This window comes from Paenarthrobacter sp. YIM B13468, assembly GCF_042788025.1.
GTDB lineage: Bacteria > Actinomycetota > Actinomycetes > Actinomycetales > Micrococcaceae > Arthrobacter > Arthrobacter aromaticivorans.
Window position 1 is genome coordinate 1 of record NZ_JBHZPI010000019.1, and the last position, 15,891, is coordinate 15,891.

13 protein-coding genes are annotated in these 15,891 nt (G+C 61.7%); 9 read left to right on the plus strand and 4 right to left on the minus strand.

Features of this window, described 5'->3' with window-relative positions; all coding sequences use genetic code 11:
• The first annotated feature begins 95 nt into the window (after window positions 1–95).
• The 3 genes from ACFX4T_RS17380 to ACFX4T_RS17390 are packed head-to-tail and all read left to right on the plus strand — an operon-like array spanning window position 96 to window position 2,961.
• Window positions 96–1,013 carry a sugar phosphate isomerase/epimerase gene (locus tag ACFX4T_RS17380; RefSeq protein ID WP_216926073.1) on the plus strand — a complete coding sequence of 306 codons (918 nt, stop codon included), beginning with the start codon at window positions 96–98 and terminating at the stop codon, window positions 1,011–1,013.
• Between the two features lie 51 nt (window positions 1,014–1,064).
• Window positions 1,065–2,078: a Gfo/Idh/MocA family protein gene (locus ACFX4T_RS17385; RefSeq protein ID WP_216926074.1), complete on the plus strand. Its 1,014-nt coding sequence runs from the start codon at window positions 1,065–1,067 to the stop codon at window positions 2,076–2,078.
• A 10-nt stretch (window positions 2,079–2,088) separates the two neighbouring features.
• Entirely contained in the window at window positions 2,089–2,961 is an 873-nt protein-coding gene (locus ACFX4T_RS17390; protein ID WP_377652918.1) for a sugar phosphate isomerase/epimerase family protein, read from the plus strand.
• A gap of 61 nt (window positions 2,962–3,022) precedes the next feature.
• Here ACFX4T_RS17390 and iolB read toward each other — a convergent pair whose 3' ends face one another.
• Together iolB and ACFX4T_RS17400 are read right to left on the minus strand one after the other, a co-directional pair.
• Window positions 3,023–3,916, minus strand: coding sequence for a 5-deoxy-glucuronate isomerase (gene iolB / locus ACFX4T_RS17395; RefSeq protein ID WP_377652920.1), 894 nt, complete (start codon window positions 3,914–3,916; stop codon window positions 3,023–3,025).
• A 17-nt stretch (window positions 3,917–3,933) separates the two neighbouring features.
• A complete protein-coding gene (locus ACFX4T_RS17400) occupies window positions 3,934–4,674 on the minus strand; it encodes a GntR family transcriptional regulator (protein WP_216926077.1) in 741 nt (246 codons plus the stop codon).
• 308 nt (window positions 4,675–4,982) lie between these two features.
• On the opposite strand from ACFX4T_RS17400, the gene ACFX4T_RS17405 reads away from it, so the two are divergent.
• The 3 genes from ACFX4T_RS17405 to ACFX4T_RS17415 all read left to right on the plus strand — a co-directional run bounded on the left by ACFX4T_RS17405 (window position 4,983) and on the right by ACFX4T_RS17415 (window position 8,040).
• On the plus strand, window positions 4,983–5,978 hold the full coding sequence (locus tag ACFX4T_RS17405; RefSeq protein WP_216926078.1) for a substrate-binding domain-containing protein: 996 nt from the start codon (window positions 4,983–4,985) through the stop codon (window positions 5,976–5,978).
• A 64-nt stretch (window positions 5,979–6,042) separates the two neighbouring features.
• Complete coding sequence (locus tag ACFX4T_RS17410; protein WP_216926079.1) at window positions 6,043–7,101, plus strand: ABC transporter permease; 1,059 nt, start codon at window positions 6,043–6,045, stop codon at window positions 7,099–7,101.
• Between the two features lie 12 nt (window positions 7,102–7,113).
• Complete coding sequence (locus ACFX4T_RS17415; protein WP_377652923.1) at window positions 7,114–8,040, plus strand: ATP-binding cassette domain-containing protein; 927 nt, start codon at window positions 7,114–7,116, stop codon at window positions 8,038–8,040.
• Window positions 8,041–8,148: 108 nt separating this feature from the next.
• Here the strand turns inward: ACFX4T_RS17415 and ACFX4T_RS17420 are convergent, their stop codons facing one another.
• Window positions 8,149–9,150 (minus strand): LacI family DNA-binding transcriptional regulator, encoded by a 1,002-nt coding sequence (locus tag ACFX4T_RS17420; RefSeq protein WP_377652925.1) that lies wholly within the window; start codon window positions 9,148–9,150, stop codon window positions 8,149–8,151.
• A 159-nt stretch (window positions 9,151–9,309) separates the two neighbouring features.
• Here ACFX4T_RS17420 and ACFX4T_RS17425 point away from each other — a divergent pair, with 159 nt between their 5' ends.
• From ACFX4T_RS17425 to ACFX4T_RS17435, 3 genes are all read left to right on the plus strand, one after another.
• Window positions 9,310–10,497 (plus strand): Gfo/Idh/MocA family protein, encoded by a 1,188-nt coding sequence (locus tag ACFX4T_RS17425; RefSeq protein WP_377652927.1) that lies wholly within the window; start codon window positions 9,310–9,312, stop codon window positions 10,495–10,497.
• Entirely contained in the window at window positions 10,494–11,513 is a 1,020-nt protein-coding gene (locus tag ACFX4T_RS17430) for a sugar phosphate isomerase/epimerase family protein (RefSeq protein WP_377652929.1), read from the plus strand. The genes ACFX4T_RS17425 and ACFX4T_RS17430 overlap by 4 nt, the downstream gene beginning before the upstream one ends.
• Window positions 11,514–11,598: 85 nt before the next feature.
• Window positions 11,599–12,621 carry a Gfo/Idh/MocA family oxidoreductase gene (locus ACFX4T_RS17435; RefSeq protein WP_377653077.1) on the plus strand — a complete coding sequence of 341 codons (1,023 nt, stop codon included), beginning with the start codon at window positions 11,599–11,601 and terminating at the stop codon, window positions 12,619–12,621.
• Between the two features lie 323 nt (window positions 12,622–12,944).
• On the opposite strand, the gene ACFX4T_RS17440 is transcribed toward ACFX4T_RS17435, so the two are convergent.
• Window positions 12,945–15,845, minus strand: coding sequence for a chitobiase/beta-hexosaminidase C-terminal domain-containing protein (locus tag ACFX4T_RS17440; RefSeq protein WP_377652931.1), 2,901 nt, complete (start codon window positions 15,843–15,845; stop codon window positions 12,945–12,947).
• Window positions 15,846–15,891 lie beyond the last annotated feature (46 nt).

The following is a 15,891-nucleotide window of genomic DNA, read 5'->3' on the forward strand; positions in this document are numbered from 1 at the left end:
CCGCGGCAAAGTCATCACCTCCCGCTGGCCCGAACCCACCCACGCCTCCGGCGCCTCCTACAACTTCCCCTCCAACTGAGAAAGATACTGCTGTCATGACTGACGTCGAGAACAAGCTCATTATCGGCACTGCCCCCGACTCTTGGGGCGTGTGGTTTGCCGATGACCCCCAGCAGACTCCGTGGGAACGGTTCCTGGATGAGGTGGCTGAATCCGGCTACAAATGGATTGAGCTGGGTCCCTACGGCTACCTGCCGAACGACCCCACCCGCCTGGCAGAAGAGCTCAAGCAGCGCGATCTCAAGGTCACTGCCGGAACGGTGTTCACGGCCTTCCACCGTGGTGCCAAGCAGTACGACGAAGCCTGGGAACCGGCACGCAAGGTGGCCGAACTGACTGCGGCCATGGGTGGTGAACACATTGTGGTTATCCCCGCGATGTGGCGGGACGACGTCACGGGCGAGGCCGTAGAGAACGGAGAACTGACCGACGAGCAGTGGGCTGATCTCTTCGCAGGCCACAACCGGATGGGCAAGGTCCTGTTGGAGGACTTTGGGCTGCACCAGCAGTTCCACTCCCACGCTGACTCGCACGTTGGCGCGCAACAGGACATCGAAACCCTCTTGGCCGCAACGGATCCGCAATACCTGAACCTATGCCTGGACACGGGCCACGCGGAGTACTGTGGCGCTTCAAGCCTGGAGCTCATCAAGAATTACCCGGACAGGATCGGCTACCTGCACCTCAAGCAGATCAACCCCGAGATCCTTGCGGAGGTCAACGAGAAGAACATGACCTGGGCTGCTGCCAACCTCGCCGGCGTCATGACCGAGCCGCCGAACGGCCTCCCGGACCTGCGCGCTGTTATTGAAGCTGTGGAAGGCCTCAACCGGCCGATCTTCGGCATCGTTGAGCAGGACATGTACCCGGTAGCGTTCGATGTACCGATGCCCATCGCCAAGCGAACACGCAACTACCTGCTTTCCTGCGGCTCCCGCACGCGGGTCCAGTAGCTCCCGCACGCTGGTCCAGTAACTAGAACCAACCTCACGAAGGATAGAAAAGTGACAAAGATTCTCCGCGTTGCCGTCATCGGCGCAGGCCGCATGGGTGCCGACCACATCAAGCGCCTGAGCACCCGCATCCACGGCGCTGAAGTAGCCGCCGTCGTCGATGTTGATCTTGCCCGCGCGCAGGCTGCCATTGAAGGAATCGACGGCGCTGCGGCGCTGTCCAGTGCCGATGAGGCGCTGAACAATGGAGACGTTAACGCCGTCCTGATCGCCACGCCGGGCTTCCTGCACGAGGAAATCCTGTACAAGGCGTTGGAGAAGGACTTCCCGATCCTCTGTGAGAAGCCGCTGACACCGGATGCGGAAAGCGCGTGGAAGGTTGTCCAGGCTGAACTGGCATTGGGCCACAAGCGCATTCAGGTGGGTTTCATGCGCCGCTTTGATGCCGAGTACTCGGCACTGGGTTCGATCATCCGCAACAGTGAATTGGGGGAACTGTTGATGCTGCACCACCAGCACCGCAACCCAAGCACGCCTGAAGGCTTCACCAACGAGATGCTGATCAACGACTCCGTGGTCCATGAGTTCGACGCCATCCGTTACTTCACCGGCGAGGAAATTACCTCGGTGCAGGTTCGCTTGGGTAAGCCCACGCGCAACGCCCCCAATGGCCAGCACGACCCCCAGCATGTGCTGCTTGAAACTGAATCGGGCGTGTTGGCCGACGTCGAGATTTACGTCAACGCCAAGTTCGGCTACCAGGTTGCCACTCAGGCGTCCTTCGAGGATGGCATCGTGAGCATCGGCGGTGACAGCGGCCCGTACATCCAGTCCGCTGGTAAGTGGGGCGGCAGCGTCACTCCGGGCTTTGAGGAGCGCTTCGGAGCAGCGTACGACGTCGAGATCCAGGCGTGGGTTGATGCCGCCCTTCGCGGCGAAATCGGCGGTCCCACCGCCTGGGACGGTTATGCCACCGCTGCTTGCTGCGAGGCCGGAGTCGAGGCACAGAAATCGGGCGAGAAGGTCAAGGTGCAGTTGAACACCAAGCCTGATCTCTACAAGTAGGGGCACTGACATGAAGATTGCCCTTGACCCCACTCCGTTCCACCACAGCCACACGCTGCTCGAGTTCCCGCGCGTGGCAGCAGATCTTGGCTACAAGTACCTGCAGATGACGCCTCACGCGGACCTCATCCCGTTCTTCTACCACCCGAAGGCTGATGACGAGCTTGTGGGCAAGCTGAAGGCAGCGTGCAAGGACGCCGGCGTCGAAATCGCCTCCGTCCTGCCCGTCCTGCGGTGGTCCGGACCCGATGAGGACGCCCGGGAAGCTGCGGTCCGCTACTGGAAGCGGGCCATCCAGATCGCGGTAGACCTCGGCGTTCAGACCATGAACACGGAGTTCAGCGGCCGTCCGGAGAAGGCTGAGGAGTCTGAACGCGCCTTCTACCGCTCGGTGGAGGAACTGCTGCCGATCATCGAACGCGAAGATATGGATGTGCTCATCGATCCGCACCCGGACGACTTCGTGGAAGACGGACTGGCTGCGCTGCGCGTGATCCGGGGCGTGAACTCCCCGAACATCGGCATGGTTTACGTTGCCTCCCACACCTTCCATATGGGCAACAAGCCGTTGGAGATCATGCGGGCGGCCGGCGACAAGCTCCGCCTGGTGCACGTCTCTGACACGATGAACCACCACGCCTCACACGGACTCAGGTACATCACCAACCCGCCGGGCAACGCTGTCCGCGTCCACCAGCACCTCAAGATCGGTGACGGGGATGTGAACTGGGACGAGTTCTTCGGCGGCTTGAAGGAGATCGGATTCCTGGACAAGGAGAACACCGTCATGGTTTCTTCGGTGTTCGCAGAGGACGAGAATGCCGAGGACGTTTCCAGGTACCAGCTCAAGACGATGAACGATTACATCGCCCAAGCCAAATAGCGCTCAACACCAAGAATGCCCCTGTGACCGAGAGTCACAGGGGCATTCTGTTGGTTATGCGTCAGGCCGTAAACGGAAGCCTCGGGTCCACGTCCTGGTCCTCCCAGGTCTGGCGGACCCAGCCGTGGTGGGGGTCATCGCTGATGAGCCAGTCGCGTACGCGTCCGGGGCCTGCCATGACGTTCAGGTAGTAGAGGTCATAGCCCGGGGCTGCCATCGCCGGTCCGTGCCAGCCGTAGGGGACCAGGACCACGTCACCGGTGCGGACCTCCGCTGAGACATCGATGGGCCGGTCATCGGAGGCGTAGACACGGGCGTAGCCTATTGCGTCTGAGTCCACAGGGGCAGGGGGGTCCGGGGCGACGCGCGTTTCGAAGTAGTAGATCTCCTCCAGGCTTGTCTCGCCTTCCTTCTCCTCGTCGTGCTTGTGGGGAGGGTAGGAGGACCAATTGCCGGCGGGTGTGATGACCTCGCAAACAATGAAGCGATCAGCTTCCAGCGCCGCCGGTGTGCCGAAGTTGTGGACCTGCCGGGAGCAGTTGCCCGCCCCACGCAGCTCTACGGGGGTCTCGGCTGCCGTGACCAGGCGGGTAGGGTAGCCGGCCTTCGCCGGTGCGGTTGCGACCGCCACCCTTCCGCCGTCGTGCGAACTGATGGTGACGGCCCTGTTGATACCCGTGTACAGGACGTCACTTGGCCCGTGGAAAACCGAATGCCGGCCCGCGAGGCTGTACGCGTCGTCGTCGACCGTTACGGTAAACGAACCACTCAGCGGAACCACAATGCGTTCCTCCCCAGTGGCAGGAAGCTCAACGGCGGCACCAGGTCCCAGCGTCGCAACCTTCAGTCCCGTATGGGCCCAGCCGTCGATCGCGAGGGTGGAATCGGAAGTGCCGAGCGAGATGTCCCATTTGCCGTCAGTGGCTGTTCCCAGCGGGTAGACCCAGTTGGCCATAAGTTTGTGTCCTTGCGTTAGCGCTGTACGAGTGTCATTTCAAAGCTGTAGGAATCGGCGCGGTAGACGTGGTGGCCCGTTTCAACCATGCGTCCGGTGTCGTCCACCGCAGTGCGTTCCATGGTGACCAGGGCCGAACCAACTTCGGCCTCGAGGAGGGGAGCCTGGTAGTCATTGGCGATCATGGCGCCGATGCGCTGGGATGCCAATCGGAAATTCACGCCGCCGCGTCGAAGGATGGAATAGAGTCCCTCGCTGGAGAGCTGGGCTTCGTCCATGCTGGTGATGTCGTCACGGACCCAGTTCTCCATGAGCGCCAGGGGCTTGCCGCCAACTTTGCGGAGGCGGGTGAAGTGGTAGACCTTGGACCCGGCCGGCAGCTGAAGCGCGGTGAGTGTGGCGGCATCGGCCTCCACGTGGGAGAAGCTAAGCACATCCGTGGTGGGCTTCTTGCCGTTATTACTGAGGTCATCGAAAAGGCTTGAGAGCTCCAGCGGCCGCCGGACCTGGCTTGAAACCACCTGCGTGCCAACGCCGCGCTTACGGACCAGGAGGCCCGAGCGGACCAGTTCGTCCATGGCCTTTCGCATGGTGGGGCGGGACAGGTTGAGCTGTGCAGCAAGGTCGATTTCGTTGTCCAACCGGCTGCCCGGTTCCAGGACGCCGCTGTGGATGGCGGCTTCGATTCCCTGGACCACTTGGTGATAGAGCGGCACCGGGGACGAACGGTCGATGCTGAGGCTGAGTTGGTTCGCCACTGGTTTCTCCTAGCCTGCGGAAGCCCGGCCAGGGAAACACTAGCCCGGTCGGATGGATGAGTATGTCCGCTCATGTTCTCTTGATAGGACATACTGCTTTTTTCTGATAATAGCAGGCGTGCTGGGCTGGTCAAGGAAGTTACTTCCAGGCATGCGGTGGGGGAATCTACTCGAGGAACTTACGTCAAAACATTCTAATGTCAGGACAAAGTATTGACAAAGTGTGAGGCGAGTCACCATGATCGAGGTAGCAGGCGATCCGGGCGCGAGTCCCCGGACGCCCGAAGCTGACATCAAAGGAGATAACGGTGGCAAAATTCTCGTGGCGCAAAGCGGCGGTCGTCGCAGCAGTGGTTCCATTGGTGGCCCTGAGCGCCTGTTCGAGCCAGGGCGGCAAACCGGCAGATTCCGGGGGAGGTGCAGGCGCCGGTCAGGCAGCCAGCACCGCACGCATCAAGGTGGCCCTCATTACCCACGCAGCGGCTGGGGACACCTTCTGGGATATCGTCCGCAAGGGCGCAGAGGAAGCATCGAGCAAGGACAACGTAGAACTCCTGTACACCAGCGATCCCGAAGCCGGACGCCAGGCCCAGCTTGTCCAGCAGGCCATCGATCAGAAGGTGGACGGCATTGCTGTCACACTGGCAACCCCGGACGCCTTGAAGGATGTCCTGAAAAAGGCCACCGCTGCGGGTATCCCCGTTGTGAGCCTCAACGCGGGTGAATCCGTTTCCAGCCAGCTGGGCGCTTTCACGCACTTCGGATCGAATGAGCAGCTTGCAGGCGAGGCGGTGGGCACCCGGCTCGCTGCAGAAGGCTACAAGCACCCCGTTTGCGTCATCCAGCAGCAGGGCCATGTGGGCCTGGAAGCACGCTGCGCCGGTGTGAAGGCCAAGGTGCCGGCAACGGAGATCCTCTACGTCGATGGCAAGGACATGACCGCGGTCCAGTCAACGGCCACAGCGAAACTCCAGGCGTCCAAAGATGCCGATGTGATCATCGGTCTCGGCGCCCCCATCACCCTCACCCTGCTCAAGTCCGTCACCGACGCCAGCAGTTCGGCCAAGGTGGCCAGCTTCGACCTCAATGCCGATCTCGCCCAAAAGATCGTAGACGGCCAAGTGATCTTCACGGTTGACCAGCAGCCATGGCTTCAGGGCTACATGTCCGTTGATGCCCTGTGGCAGGCAAAGCGCGGCGGCTTTAAGATCGGCGGCGGCCAGCCCGTCCTGACCGGCCCGACCATCGTGGACAAGGCCAACGCCGCCGATGTCCTCAAATTCGCCCAGCAAGGCGTCCGCTAGATCCAGGCATCCGGCTGCGCGGCGGGGAACCGCCGCGCAGCCTGACCAACAAGGAGTCATTCCTATGGCAAATACAACAACTCTGCCGCCGGCGGGGGCTTCGGCCCCTGGCGACGAACGGGTCGGACGCCGTAGTCCGGTCCAAAAGTTCCTGGCGAGGCCCGAAGTCGGTGCACTGGTCGGAGCGGTTGTCCTTTTCATCTTCTTCGCGTCTGTTTCCCAGACGTTTACGCAGCCGAACGCGCTCGCCACCGTGCTCTACGGTTCCTCGACCATTGGCATCATGGCGGTAGGGGTTTCCCTGCTGATGATCGGCGGTGAGTTCGACCTCTCCACGGGTGTGGCCGTGATCTCCTCCGCACTGACCGCCTCGCTCTTCAGCTGGAACTTCTCACTGAATGCATGGGTTGGTGTCACTTTGGCACTGGTTGTCTCGCTGGGCATTGGATTCATCAACGGCTGGATTCTCGTCAAGACCAAACTTCCGAGCTTCATCGTCACCCTGGCGACCTTCCTCATGCTGACCGGCCTCAATCTGGCACTGACCCGCCTTATCGGTGGCAGCGTCTCCTCGCCGTCGATCTCCAAGCTGGACGGGTTCGAATCGGCACGAGCGGTATTCGCCTCCTCCGTCAGCATCGGCGGCGTTGAAGTCAAGATCACCGTATTCTTCTGGATCATCCTTGTGGCAGTGGCATCGTGGATCCTGTTGCGCACCCGCGTTGGCAACTGGATCTTCGCAGTTGGCGGTGATGCCAATGCTGCCCGCGCAGTTGGCGTCCCGGTGACCAAGACCAAGATCGGCCTCTTCATGGCTGTTGGTTTCTGCGGCTGGATCCTGGGCATGCACAACCTCTTTGCCTTCGATGCTGTGCAGTCCGGTGAAGGTGTTGGCAACGAGTTCCTCTACATCATTGCTGCCGTCATCGGTGGTTGCCTCCTGACAGGCGGCTACGGCTCGGCCGTGGGTGGCGCTATCGGTGCCTTCATCTTTGGCATGGCCAACAAGGGCATCGTGTACGCACAATGGAATCCAGACTGGTTCAAGTTCTTCCTGGGCTTGATGCTCCTGCTGGCCACCATCGTGAACCTGATCGTCAAGCGCCGGGCAGAGCTCAAGTAAGGGGCCGGAACAATGAACGCACAACAGATCGACCAGCAGACATTGCTGAAAAACGAGAAGGACCCGTTGACGCACACACCCGTGCACCTGCTTTCGCTCGAGGGAGTAGGCAAGCACTACGGCAACATCATCGCCCTGCGCGATGTAACCATGGCCGTGGACAACGGCCGGGTCACCTGCGTCCTGGGCGACAATGGCGCCGGCAAATCAACGCTGATCAAGATCATCGCGGGCCTGCACCAGCACGACGAAGGCACCCTTCAGGTGATGGGTGATGCCCGGAAGTTCAATTCGCCAAGGGACGCCCTCGACGCCGGTATCGCCACCGTGTATCAAGACCTAGCTGTGGTTCCACTGATGCCCATCTGGCGTAACTTCTTCCTTGGCTCGGAACTGACCAGCGGATTCGGTCCGTTCAAGAGCATGGATGTCCAGAAAATGAAGGACGTCACGCTGAAGGAACTGGCCGAGATGGGCATCGACCTCCGCGATGTTGACCAGCCCATCGGTCAGCTCTCGGGCGGCGAGCGCCAGTGTGTCGCCATCGCCCGGGCCGTGTACTTCGGCGCGAAGGTGCTGATCCTGGATGAGCCCACAGCAGCACTTGGCGTGAAGCAGTCCGGCGTGGTGCTTCGGTACATCCTGCAGGCCCGCGACCGCGGCCTCGGCGTTATCTTCATTACCCACAACCCGCACCACGCCTTCCCTGTGGGTGACCGCTTCCTGCTGCTCAAGCGCGGCAAGTCGATCGGCTACTACGACAAGAAGGACATCACCTTGGATGAGCTGACGGCCCAAATGGCCGGCGGCGCAGAACTCGCGGAGTTGGCCCATGAGCTGGAGCAGCTGGGCGGGCATTCCGATGCGCTTGAGGAGGTCAAGGCCGAAGTAGCGGGTGTGGCTGATGCTGCGCCGGAAAGTGCCACGAAGCGGCACTAGGTTTGTTCGGCGGACTTCTGCCCGGAGCGACTAGTGGCTCCGGGCGGAGTCGTGTCCGGCGCCTCTAGCGCCCTCTAGCGAACGGCTCCCTCTAACGAACGGCTCCCTCTAGCGAACGGCCGACGTCGTGCCGCGGAGTACCAGCGTCGGTTCGATGAGCTTGCGCTCCGGCTCCAATGTCGGATCGTCGATACGGGCCAGCAGCCTTCGCGCTGCGTCCGCGCCCACAAGGTCGCTTCGGTTATCGATGGACGTGAGGTCCAGGAAGCGCGACTTGGCCAACGGGGAGTTGTCGTACCCGATCACCGAAACTTCGTTGGGCACGGAAAGTCCACGGGCTTTGATGGCGGCGAACGCGCCTAGCGCCATGGTGTCGTTGGCGGCGAAGATGGCTGTGGTGCCGGGGTGGTGATCCAGGAGCCAGCAGGCGGATCCGTACCCGTCTTCTTCTGACGTTCCTTCACTCTCACCGATCACGACTTCGACGCCGGCAGCCTCCAGCGCGCTTTGGTAACCGGCGCGCCGGTGCAATGACGCGCCGTCGGACCCGGAAAGGTGGCCGATGTGGCTGTGGCCTAACGCCAGCAGGTGGTCCGCTGCCATCATGCCCCCGCGGTCGTCGTCGTTGGTTATCAGGTCCGCACCTGCCGGGACGCCGTTCCGCCATCCCGCAACAACGGTGGGGACCCATGTTCCAGCGAGCATTGGTTCGCTGGGCTCGGCGGCCAGGACCAAGGCGTCCACGTGCATCGCCAGCAGGCCATCCGTGGCTTCCTTGATGCGGTTCGCCCCGGGCCTGGAGTCCGCGAGCGTGACTTGGTAGCCGAGGTCTGAAAGGACGGATTCCATCCCACGGAGGAGGTCTACAAACCAGGGGTTCCGGTAGTCGTCAATGACCAGCCCGATGCTTTTGGTGCGGCTGCTAGCCAGCGTGGTAGCAGCGCGGCTGGGCCTGTAACCCAGTTGGGTGATGGCCTTTTGGATGGCCTCCCGACGCTTCTCACTGATCCTCCCCGGATCCTTGAGGAACAGTGAAACCAACGACGGCGAGACTCCGGCCTGGGTGGCGACGTCGTAGAGGGTGGGGCGGCGGGTCTGTGCGCTGTTCAACGGAATCGGTGTGCCTTTCGTGTCTGTCCTCGAGGATAGTCGCTTAAGGATTGACAGGACATATAGACATAGTTACGCTCAAACCCAGTGCAAAAATTGTAGCGCTACAAAATGTCGTTCAGTGCCTCATGGCATGGTGAAATTTCAAAGGAGAAATCAATGGCTGAAAGCCTCGGCGTCGCCGTCATCGGTGCAGGCATGGCCGGTAAGGCCCATGCTGCCGCGTACCGCACAGCATCTGCCCTCTACAGCCCGGTACTGCCACAGCTCCGCCTCGTCTCCATTGGCGACGTGAATGCCGAATTTGGTTCCCTGGCTGCGCGGCGCTTTGGATACGAGCGCAACGATACGTCCTGGCAGGCAATCGCCGAGGCCGATGACATTGACGTGGTGAGCGTGGTCATCGCCAACTCCCTCCACCGCGAAGTCGTGGAAGGCCTGCTTGCCGCCGGCAAGCACGTGCTGTGCGAGAAGCCGCTCAGCGATACCTTGGAAGACGCCCGCGCCATGGCAGACGCCGCCCGGCAAGCAGAATCACGTGGAACACTTGCCCGCATCGGCTTTACCTTCCGTCGGACTCCGGGCATCGCCTACATCCGCGACCTGATCAAGAGCGGCGTTCTCGGGAACGTCCTGCACTTCAGTGGCCGGTACTGGACCGACTATGGCTTCAGCCCTTCGGCTCCGATGAGCTGGCGATACAAGGGCGGGCCCGGCTCCGGTGCGCTGGCCGACGTCGGAAGTCACCTGACGTATGTCTCCGAATTCCTGTGCGGCGATATCAAGTCCATCAGCGGCGGCCGCCTGACCACTGCCATCGACAAGCGTCCGCTGCCGCTCAGTGCGGTCATGGGCCACGAGCATGTTGCCGTGAGCGACACCTTCGAGGCAGTGGAGAACGACGACTATGCAGCCTTCAATGCGGAGTTCACCAACGGCGCCGGAAGCTTCGAAGTCTCCCGGGTTGCAGCCGGCCATGCCAACGGCCTTCAGTTCGAGGTCTTCTGCGAGAACGGCGCCGCCAAGTTCGATCAGCGCCGCCCCTCCGAGATCCAGCTGTTCCTTAATGATGGATCCGGCAATGAGAACGGTTACCGCCAAGTCTCCCTTGGGCCGGGACACCCTTACATCGCCGGTGGCCTGGCAATGGACGCGCCGGAAGTTGGCTTCGGCCAGAACGATGCCTTCGGCTACCAGGCCCGGGCATTCCTCGAAGAGGTCGCAGGCCTTGGCGAAGAGGCATCCCTGCCCCGCTGTGCCACCTTCGATGAAGGTGTTCGCAACATGGAACTCCTCAGTGCCGTCACTGAATCCGCCCTGAACAACGGAAAGAAGATCACGCTATGAAACTCGGCGTCTACAACGCGATCCTCCACGACCGTCCGCTCCCGGAAGCACTGAAGGTCATTGCCGATCTGGGCCTCACGGGCATCGAGATCAACACCGGCGGGTTCCTGCCCGCCGTGCACGTCCCCACCTTTGACGAGATTCTGGAAAGCGACGCAGCGCGCGACGACTACCTGGAGATCTTCGAGGGCACCGGCGTTTCCATCGCTGGCCTGAACTGCAACGGCAATCCACTGCATCCGAAGCGGGAAATCGGTGAGAAGCATGCCGAAGACATCCGCCGTTCCATTCGCCTCGCCCACCGCCTCGGACAGGACCGGGTGGTAACCATGTCCGGCCTTCCTGGGGGCGAGCCTGGGGCGAGCATCGTCAACTGGGTAGTCAATGCCTGGAACTCCGCCGCCTTGGACGTGCTGGATTACCAGTGGGATGTGGCCTCTGCGTTCTGGAGGGAAATGGACCGCCTCGCCGCTGACCATGGCGTCAAAGTGGCGCTTGAACTGCACCCTCAGAACCTCGTCTTCAACACCGCTGATGTCTACAAGCTCGTCGAGCTCACCGGAGCCACGCATGTTGGGGTAGAACTGGACGCTTCGCACCTGTTCTGGCAGCAGATGGACCCCGTCGCCGTGGTCCGCGAACTTGGCCCTTTGGTGTTCCAGGCGGCCGCGAAGGACGTCCGCGTGAACAAGGACAACGCTGCCCTGTACGGAGTATTGGACAACAGCTTCCGACGACTCTCAGCCGAGGAAAACCGCACCAACCTGGGCGGCGACGAGTGGGCGAACGAATGGCCCAGGAACTCGGCCTGGGACTTTGTGGCCTTGGGCCGTGGACACGATACGGCCTTTTGGACAGAGTTCCTCCGGGCCCTCCATGAGGTTGATCCCGACATGCTGGTGAACATCGAACACGAGGACGTTTCCCTGGGCCGCATCGAAGGACTTGAAGTTGCGGCAAAGGTCCTTAAGGATGCCGACGCGGCACTGAAGGCTTCTACCGCTAGTGCTAATTGACAGGACAAACTGACAAGGTTTAGTGTCGCCTCAAGAATCCCTCTTTAAGACTCAACTTCTGCTGCACTGACGGAGACAGATAATGATGAAGCAAGTGACCCTCGGCCTTGTGGGTGTCGGCCGGATTGGCGTAATGCACGCCAAGAACATCAGCGCGCTCAACCAAGTCCTGAACCCGGAGGGTGTCCAGGTCCAACTCAAGCTGACCGATGTGGCGGAGGAACACGCCCGATCCGTGGCCGCCGAATTTGGGGCGGAATTTGTGGGGTCGGTGGCTGAGCTGATCTCCTCGGGTGTGGATGGACTGGTGATCGCCACCGGCACGGCGACACACCCGGACCTCATCCGCGCCGGCGTAGATGCCGGAATTCCGGTGTTCTGCGAGAAGCCGGTGGCTGTGAATGTTGCCCAGTCCCTGCCTGTCCTGGAGTACATCCGGGAGAAAGGCGGAACCGTGCAGATCGGCCACCAACGCCGATTCGATGCCGGCTATCTGGAAGCCAAGCGGGCCTATGAAGCCGGGGAATTGGGCTGGATCCACTCCGTCCGCGCCCTCACATGCGACATGACCCCGCCGCCTGTCCAGTTCCTGGCAACCTCCGGCGGACTGTTCCGGGATTGCTCCGTGCACGATTTCGACATCCTTCGCTGGCTCACGGGCAAGGAAATCGTGGAGGTCTATGCCAAGGGATCCAACAATGGCGACCCCGCAATCGGTGAGGTGGGCGACGTCGATACAGCCTTGGCGGTAGTTACGTTCGACGACGGCACGGTAGGTACGGTCTCCGCCAGCCGATACAACGGGGCCGGGCATGATGTCCGGCTGGAACTCCAGGGCTCTGATGGCTCGGTGGTGGTGGGCATGGATGAACAGATGGCGGTCCGTTCAGCTGAGCCAGGGGTTGCCTTCCCGTCAGGGATCTCCCATCAGACCTTTGCCGAACGCTTCGACCAGGCATACCGCTCCGAGATGGCTGCGTTTGTGGAGTTGGTCCTCGGCGAACGCAAGAATCCGTGCACACCCGAAGACGCCGTCGCTGCTTCCAAGGTGGCCGACGCCGCCCAGGAATCCCTCGAAACCGGCGTCCCCGTCCGCGTCGCCCCCTGATCTTCTCTCACATCCTGCGGCTTTTTTCCTGATCTTCTCTCACATCCTGCGGGATTATTGGCGTTCCTCTATCCCTTGCTTCAGGAAAGCCACGACGCCGGCACTTGACCTGGGTGCCGACGTCGGGACCTACCGCGCGCGGGACGTGAGAGAAGAACGGTCAGAAAGGGCTTCGATGTGAGAGAAGACCGGTCAGAAAGGGCTTCGATGTGAGAGCAGAACGGCCGAAAAGGGCTTCGATGTGAGAGAGGATCGGACGTAGCTGACGCGGGCCGGATGAGTCTGGGGGAAAACTCCGACCCGCGCCAGGTAGAGGGGGCTGATCAGGCGATGACCTTCATGGCCTGCCAACCCGAGCCGAGGCTAACGGGCGGAACGTTGCTGAGCGTTCCGCTTCCCGATCCGGGATAGAGCCACAAAGTGTCTCCGATGCGGCCTACGACGTCGTTCTTACCGTCGCCGTCAAGGTCCCGTGGTCCGGCCAGCGCAGTGCGGGTTCCCCAGCCCGTCCCGATCTGCGTCCATTGCAACCAGCCCCCGGAACCATTGCCCGGATATAGCCATAATGCGCCTGTATCAGTGCGCCGCGCCAGTACATCTGCCTTGCCATCACTGTTGAAATCGCCAGTGCTGAAGATGGCGTTCATGACGCCCCAACCCCAGCCCACGGTGTAGGGAGTCCGCTGTCCTCCAGCACCATTTCCTTCATACAAACGGAGGTCGCCGTTGCTGCGCCGTCCCATGAAATCGGGAATTCCGTCACCGCTGAAATCCCCTGGGGAGAAGAGCTGTGTCATGGTGCTCCAACCGGTGCTGACCTGCTTCCGTGCGCCAAAGCTGCCAGCGCCGTCGCCGGGGTAGAACCACAGGACGTCCCCGGATCGTGCCAGGAGGTCGGGCTTCCCGTCGCTGTTGAAGTCGCCGGGGGTGATGGTGTCCGTGTTGGATGACCAGGCAGGCGCAGCCAAAGCGAGCTGCCTGGGGGAGAGCCCGCCCGCGCCGTTGCCCGGGTACAGGTACAGGTTGCCGGCGGTGTCAGCCGCCAGGACGTCGGCGCGGCCGTCGCCGTTGAAGTCATGGGCCGACGGCGGTCCGGCTACGGGAACGGTGTACGTCTGGGTACCGACGGACGACGTGTTGCCCGCCGTGTCCACGCCTATGTATTTCAACGTCAGGGTGGAGTTGCCCATCACGATCGGGGTGGAGTACTTGATATTGGAAGCAGATTCGGTGGCCGTGGGGGTGCTGCCGTCGGTAGTGTAGTAAATGGCCGCCCCAGTCTCGTTGGCTGTCAATGTGATCGTGGCGCCGCTGGCCAGTGCCCGTCCGGTGGGATTGGCCGTCACCACTGGAGCCGTCGTGTCCGGCGGAATCGAGTAGGTCTGCGTTGCGACGTCGGAGGTATTTCCAGCCGTGTCCTTCGCGAAGTACTTCAGGGTCATGGGACCTGGCCCATTGAACGTAATTGGCGCGGAATACAGCAGGCCGGCTGTGAGGGGATCTGTGCCGTCTGTCGTGTAGCGGATTTCCGCTGGCTCGTTGGCAGATAGGGTGATCGTGGTGCCCGCAGCGTACGCCCCGCCTACAGGGTTGGCTGTCACCACTGGCTTGGTGATATCCGGGCCCGTGGAGTACGTCTGGGTGGCCACGGCCGATGAATTGTTGGCGCCGTCAACGGCAAAGTACTTCAGCGTCATCGGGCCATTGAGCGGGATCGGACTGGCGTACTTGCTGCTCGCCGTCGTGGGGTTGCTGCCGTCCGTGGTGTAGTAGATCGTCGCCGTCTCATTGGCGGTGAGGGTGATGGACTGGCCCACCGCGTATGTTCCACCCGGAGGCGTCGCAGTGACCACGGGGGCAACGTTGTCCGTTCCCAGGTAGGCCTCGAACTCGGCCAAACCGGCGTTGGTGGTGGTGGAGCTGACTGAGGTGATGTTCATACGCACCGAACTCACGGTCTTCGCAGGGAAGTTGATGGTGAGTCCGGAGCCGTTGTTGGGAAGCGCTGGGACTGTCACCGTGCTTCCATCCGAGAACAGCAGGTTCCCTCCGGTCACTTGGTCAGTGAGGAGCGGCCGGTCGAACAAGGTCACCGAGTTGATGGTCCTTGTAGGGGAGAAATCATACTGAATCCAGCTGCCCGCCTTTTCGCCGGCCGTCACCCATTCACGCTTTGCGTCCATGGGGGCGCCCCACGCATACCCGTCCCGGGCTTTCTCCGGGCTCTGGGCGGTTGCTTTCTGGGATGACGCCGTGACGGTGGTCCCTGCCGACTTAGCGGCGTTGCCCACCCACTCGATGGCTGTGATGTATTGCCGTTTCAGCCACTCATCGTAGGGGGAATCGGGACATCCTTCGCCAGGACTGCTGCAGATATACATGTCGAAATCCGCGAACCGCACGAAGGTGTCCACCTTGGCGGTGAGTTCGGCACCCGTCACATTCTGGGGGTACTCGTCAATCACATATGCGTCGTAGGCCAGGGAGGTATGGGGGCCGGTGTAGCTGCGCGTAGCCAGTTGGGCGAACTTGGCGGTTGCCCAATGGTCGCTGTGGTCGTAGGGACTGTTGAAGTTGCCGGTCCAGTCCTGTGTGCGGAACGTGGTCGGTTGGAAGTTGGCAACCAGCCGATTCAAGGCAGTTTGGAACTGGGACTTTGTGAACGTGGCTGCGTTATCCACGGGCCTGATGGAGGAAAGCCGTCCATCCCAGAGTTTGAGGATGCTCTGGTCGTTGTACGCCGCACTGCCGTCACCGTTCGGGAAACCATCTGGGAGGCGCATGAAGACCACCGAGATGTTGGGTGCGCCATTGAGCGTTTGCATCGTCAGTGGGCGGTTGGGAACCCCTGCATCCGAGGTGGTCCACGAATCAGACACTCCTGCCATCTTGGAGTAGCTGGCCCTGATTCCAGCTTCCAGGCTCTTCCAGTACGCAGCCCCCTCACCGGCCTCGCCCGCGGTGGTGAACACCGTTTGGACGCAGCGTTTGGCCTGGATGTCCCTCATGAAGTCCGGGCTGAGGAAAAGCAGGTCATCGTCCGTGTGAGCCACTATCTGCATGGCCCCGCCGGTTCCTGCGCACGGCGGAACGGCCGCCGACGCAGGGGCGATGGAAAATGCGACGAGTCCCGCGAAGGCCAAAGCCGGAGCAAGGATCAAGCCCAGGAAGCTGAAGAAATGGGGTTGCCGATCCGGACGGCGGACGTATTTTGGACGGTCCACAACCATGCCCCTTTGAGCAGATGTTGGGCCCCCCAGCCGGCAAACT

What these genes read in the sequence shown, in the direction of transcription:
- ACFX4T_RS17380 (WP_216926073.1), top strand. Translation starts at nt 96, where the DNA reads ATGACTGACGTCGAGAACAAGCTCATTATCGGCACTGCCCCCGACTCT.
- ACFX4T_RS17390 (WP_377652918.1), top strand. Translation starts at nt 2,089, where the DNA reads ATGAAGATTGCCCTTGACCCCACTCCGTTCCACCACAGCCACACGCTG.
- iolB (WP_377652920.1), bottom strand. Translation starts at nt 3,916, where the DNA reads ATGGCCAACTGGGTCTACCCGCTGGGAACAGCCACTGACGGCAAATGG.
- ACFX4T_RS17410 (WP_216926079.1), top strand. Translation starts at nt 6,043, where the DNA reads ATGGCAAATACAACAACTCTGCCGCCGGCGGGGGCTTCGGCCCCTGGC.
- ACFX4T_RS17415 (WP_377652923.1), top strand. Translation starts at nt 7,114, where the DNA reads ATGAACGCACAACAGATCGACCAGCAGACATTGCTGAAAAACGAGAAG.
- ACFX4T_RS17425 (WP_377652927.1), top strand. Translation starts at nt 9,310, where the DNA reads ATGGCTGAAAGCCTCGGCGTCGCCGTCATCGGTGCAGGCATGGCCGGT.
- ACFX4T_RS17430 (WP_377652929.1), top strand. Translation starts at nt 10,494, where the DNA reads ATGAAACTCGGCGTCTACAACGCGATCCTCCACGACCGTCCGCTCCCG.
- ACFX4T_RS17435 (WP_377653077.1), top strand. Translation starts at nt 11,599, where the DNA reads ATGAAGCAAGTGACCCTCGGCCTTGTGGGTGTCGGCCGGATTGGCGTA.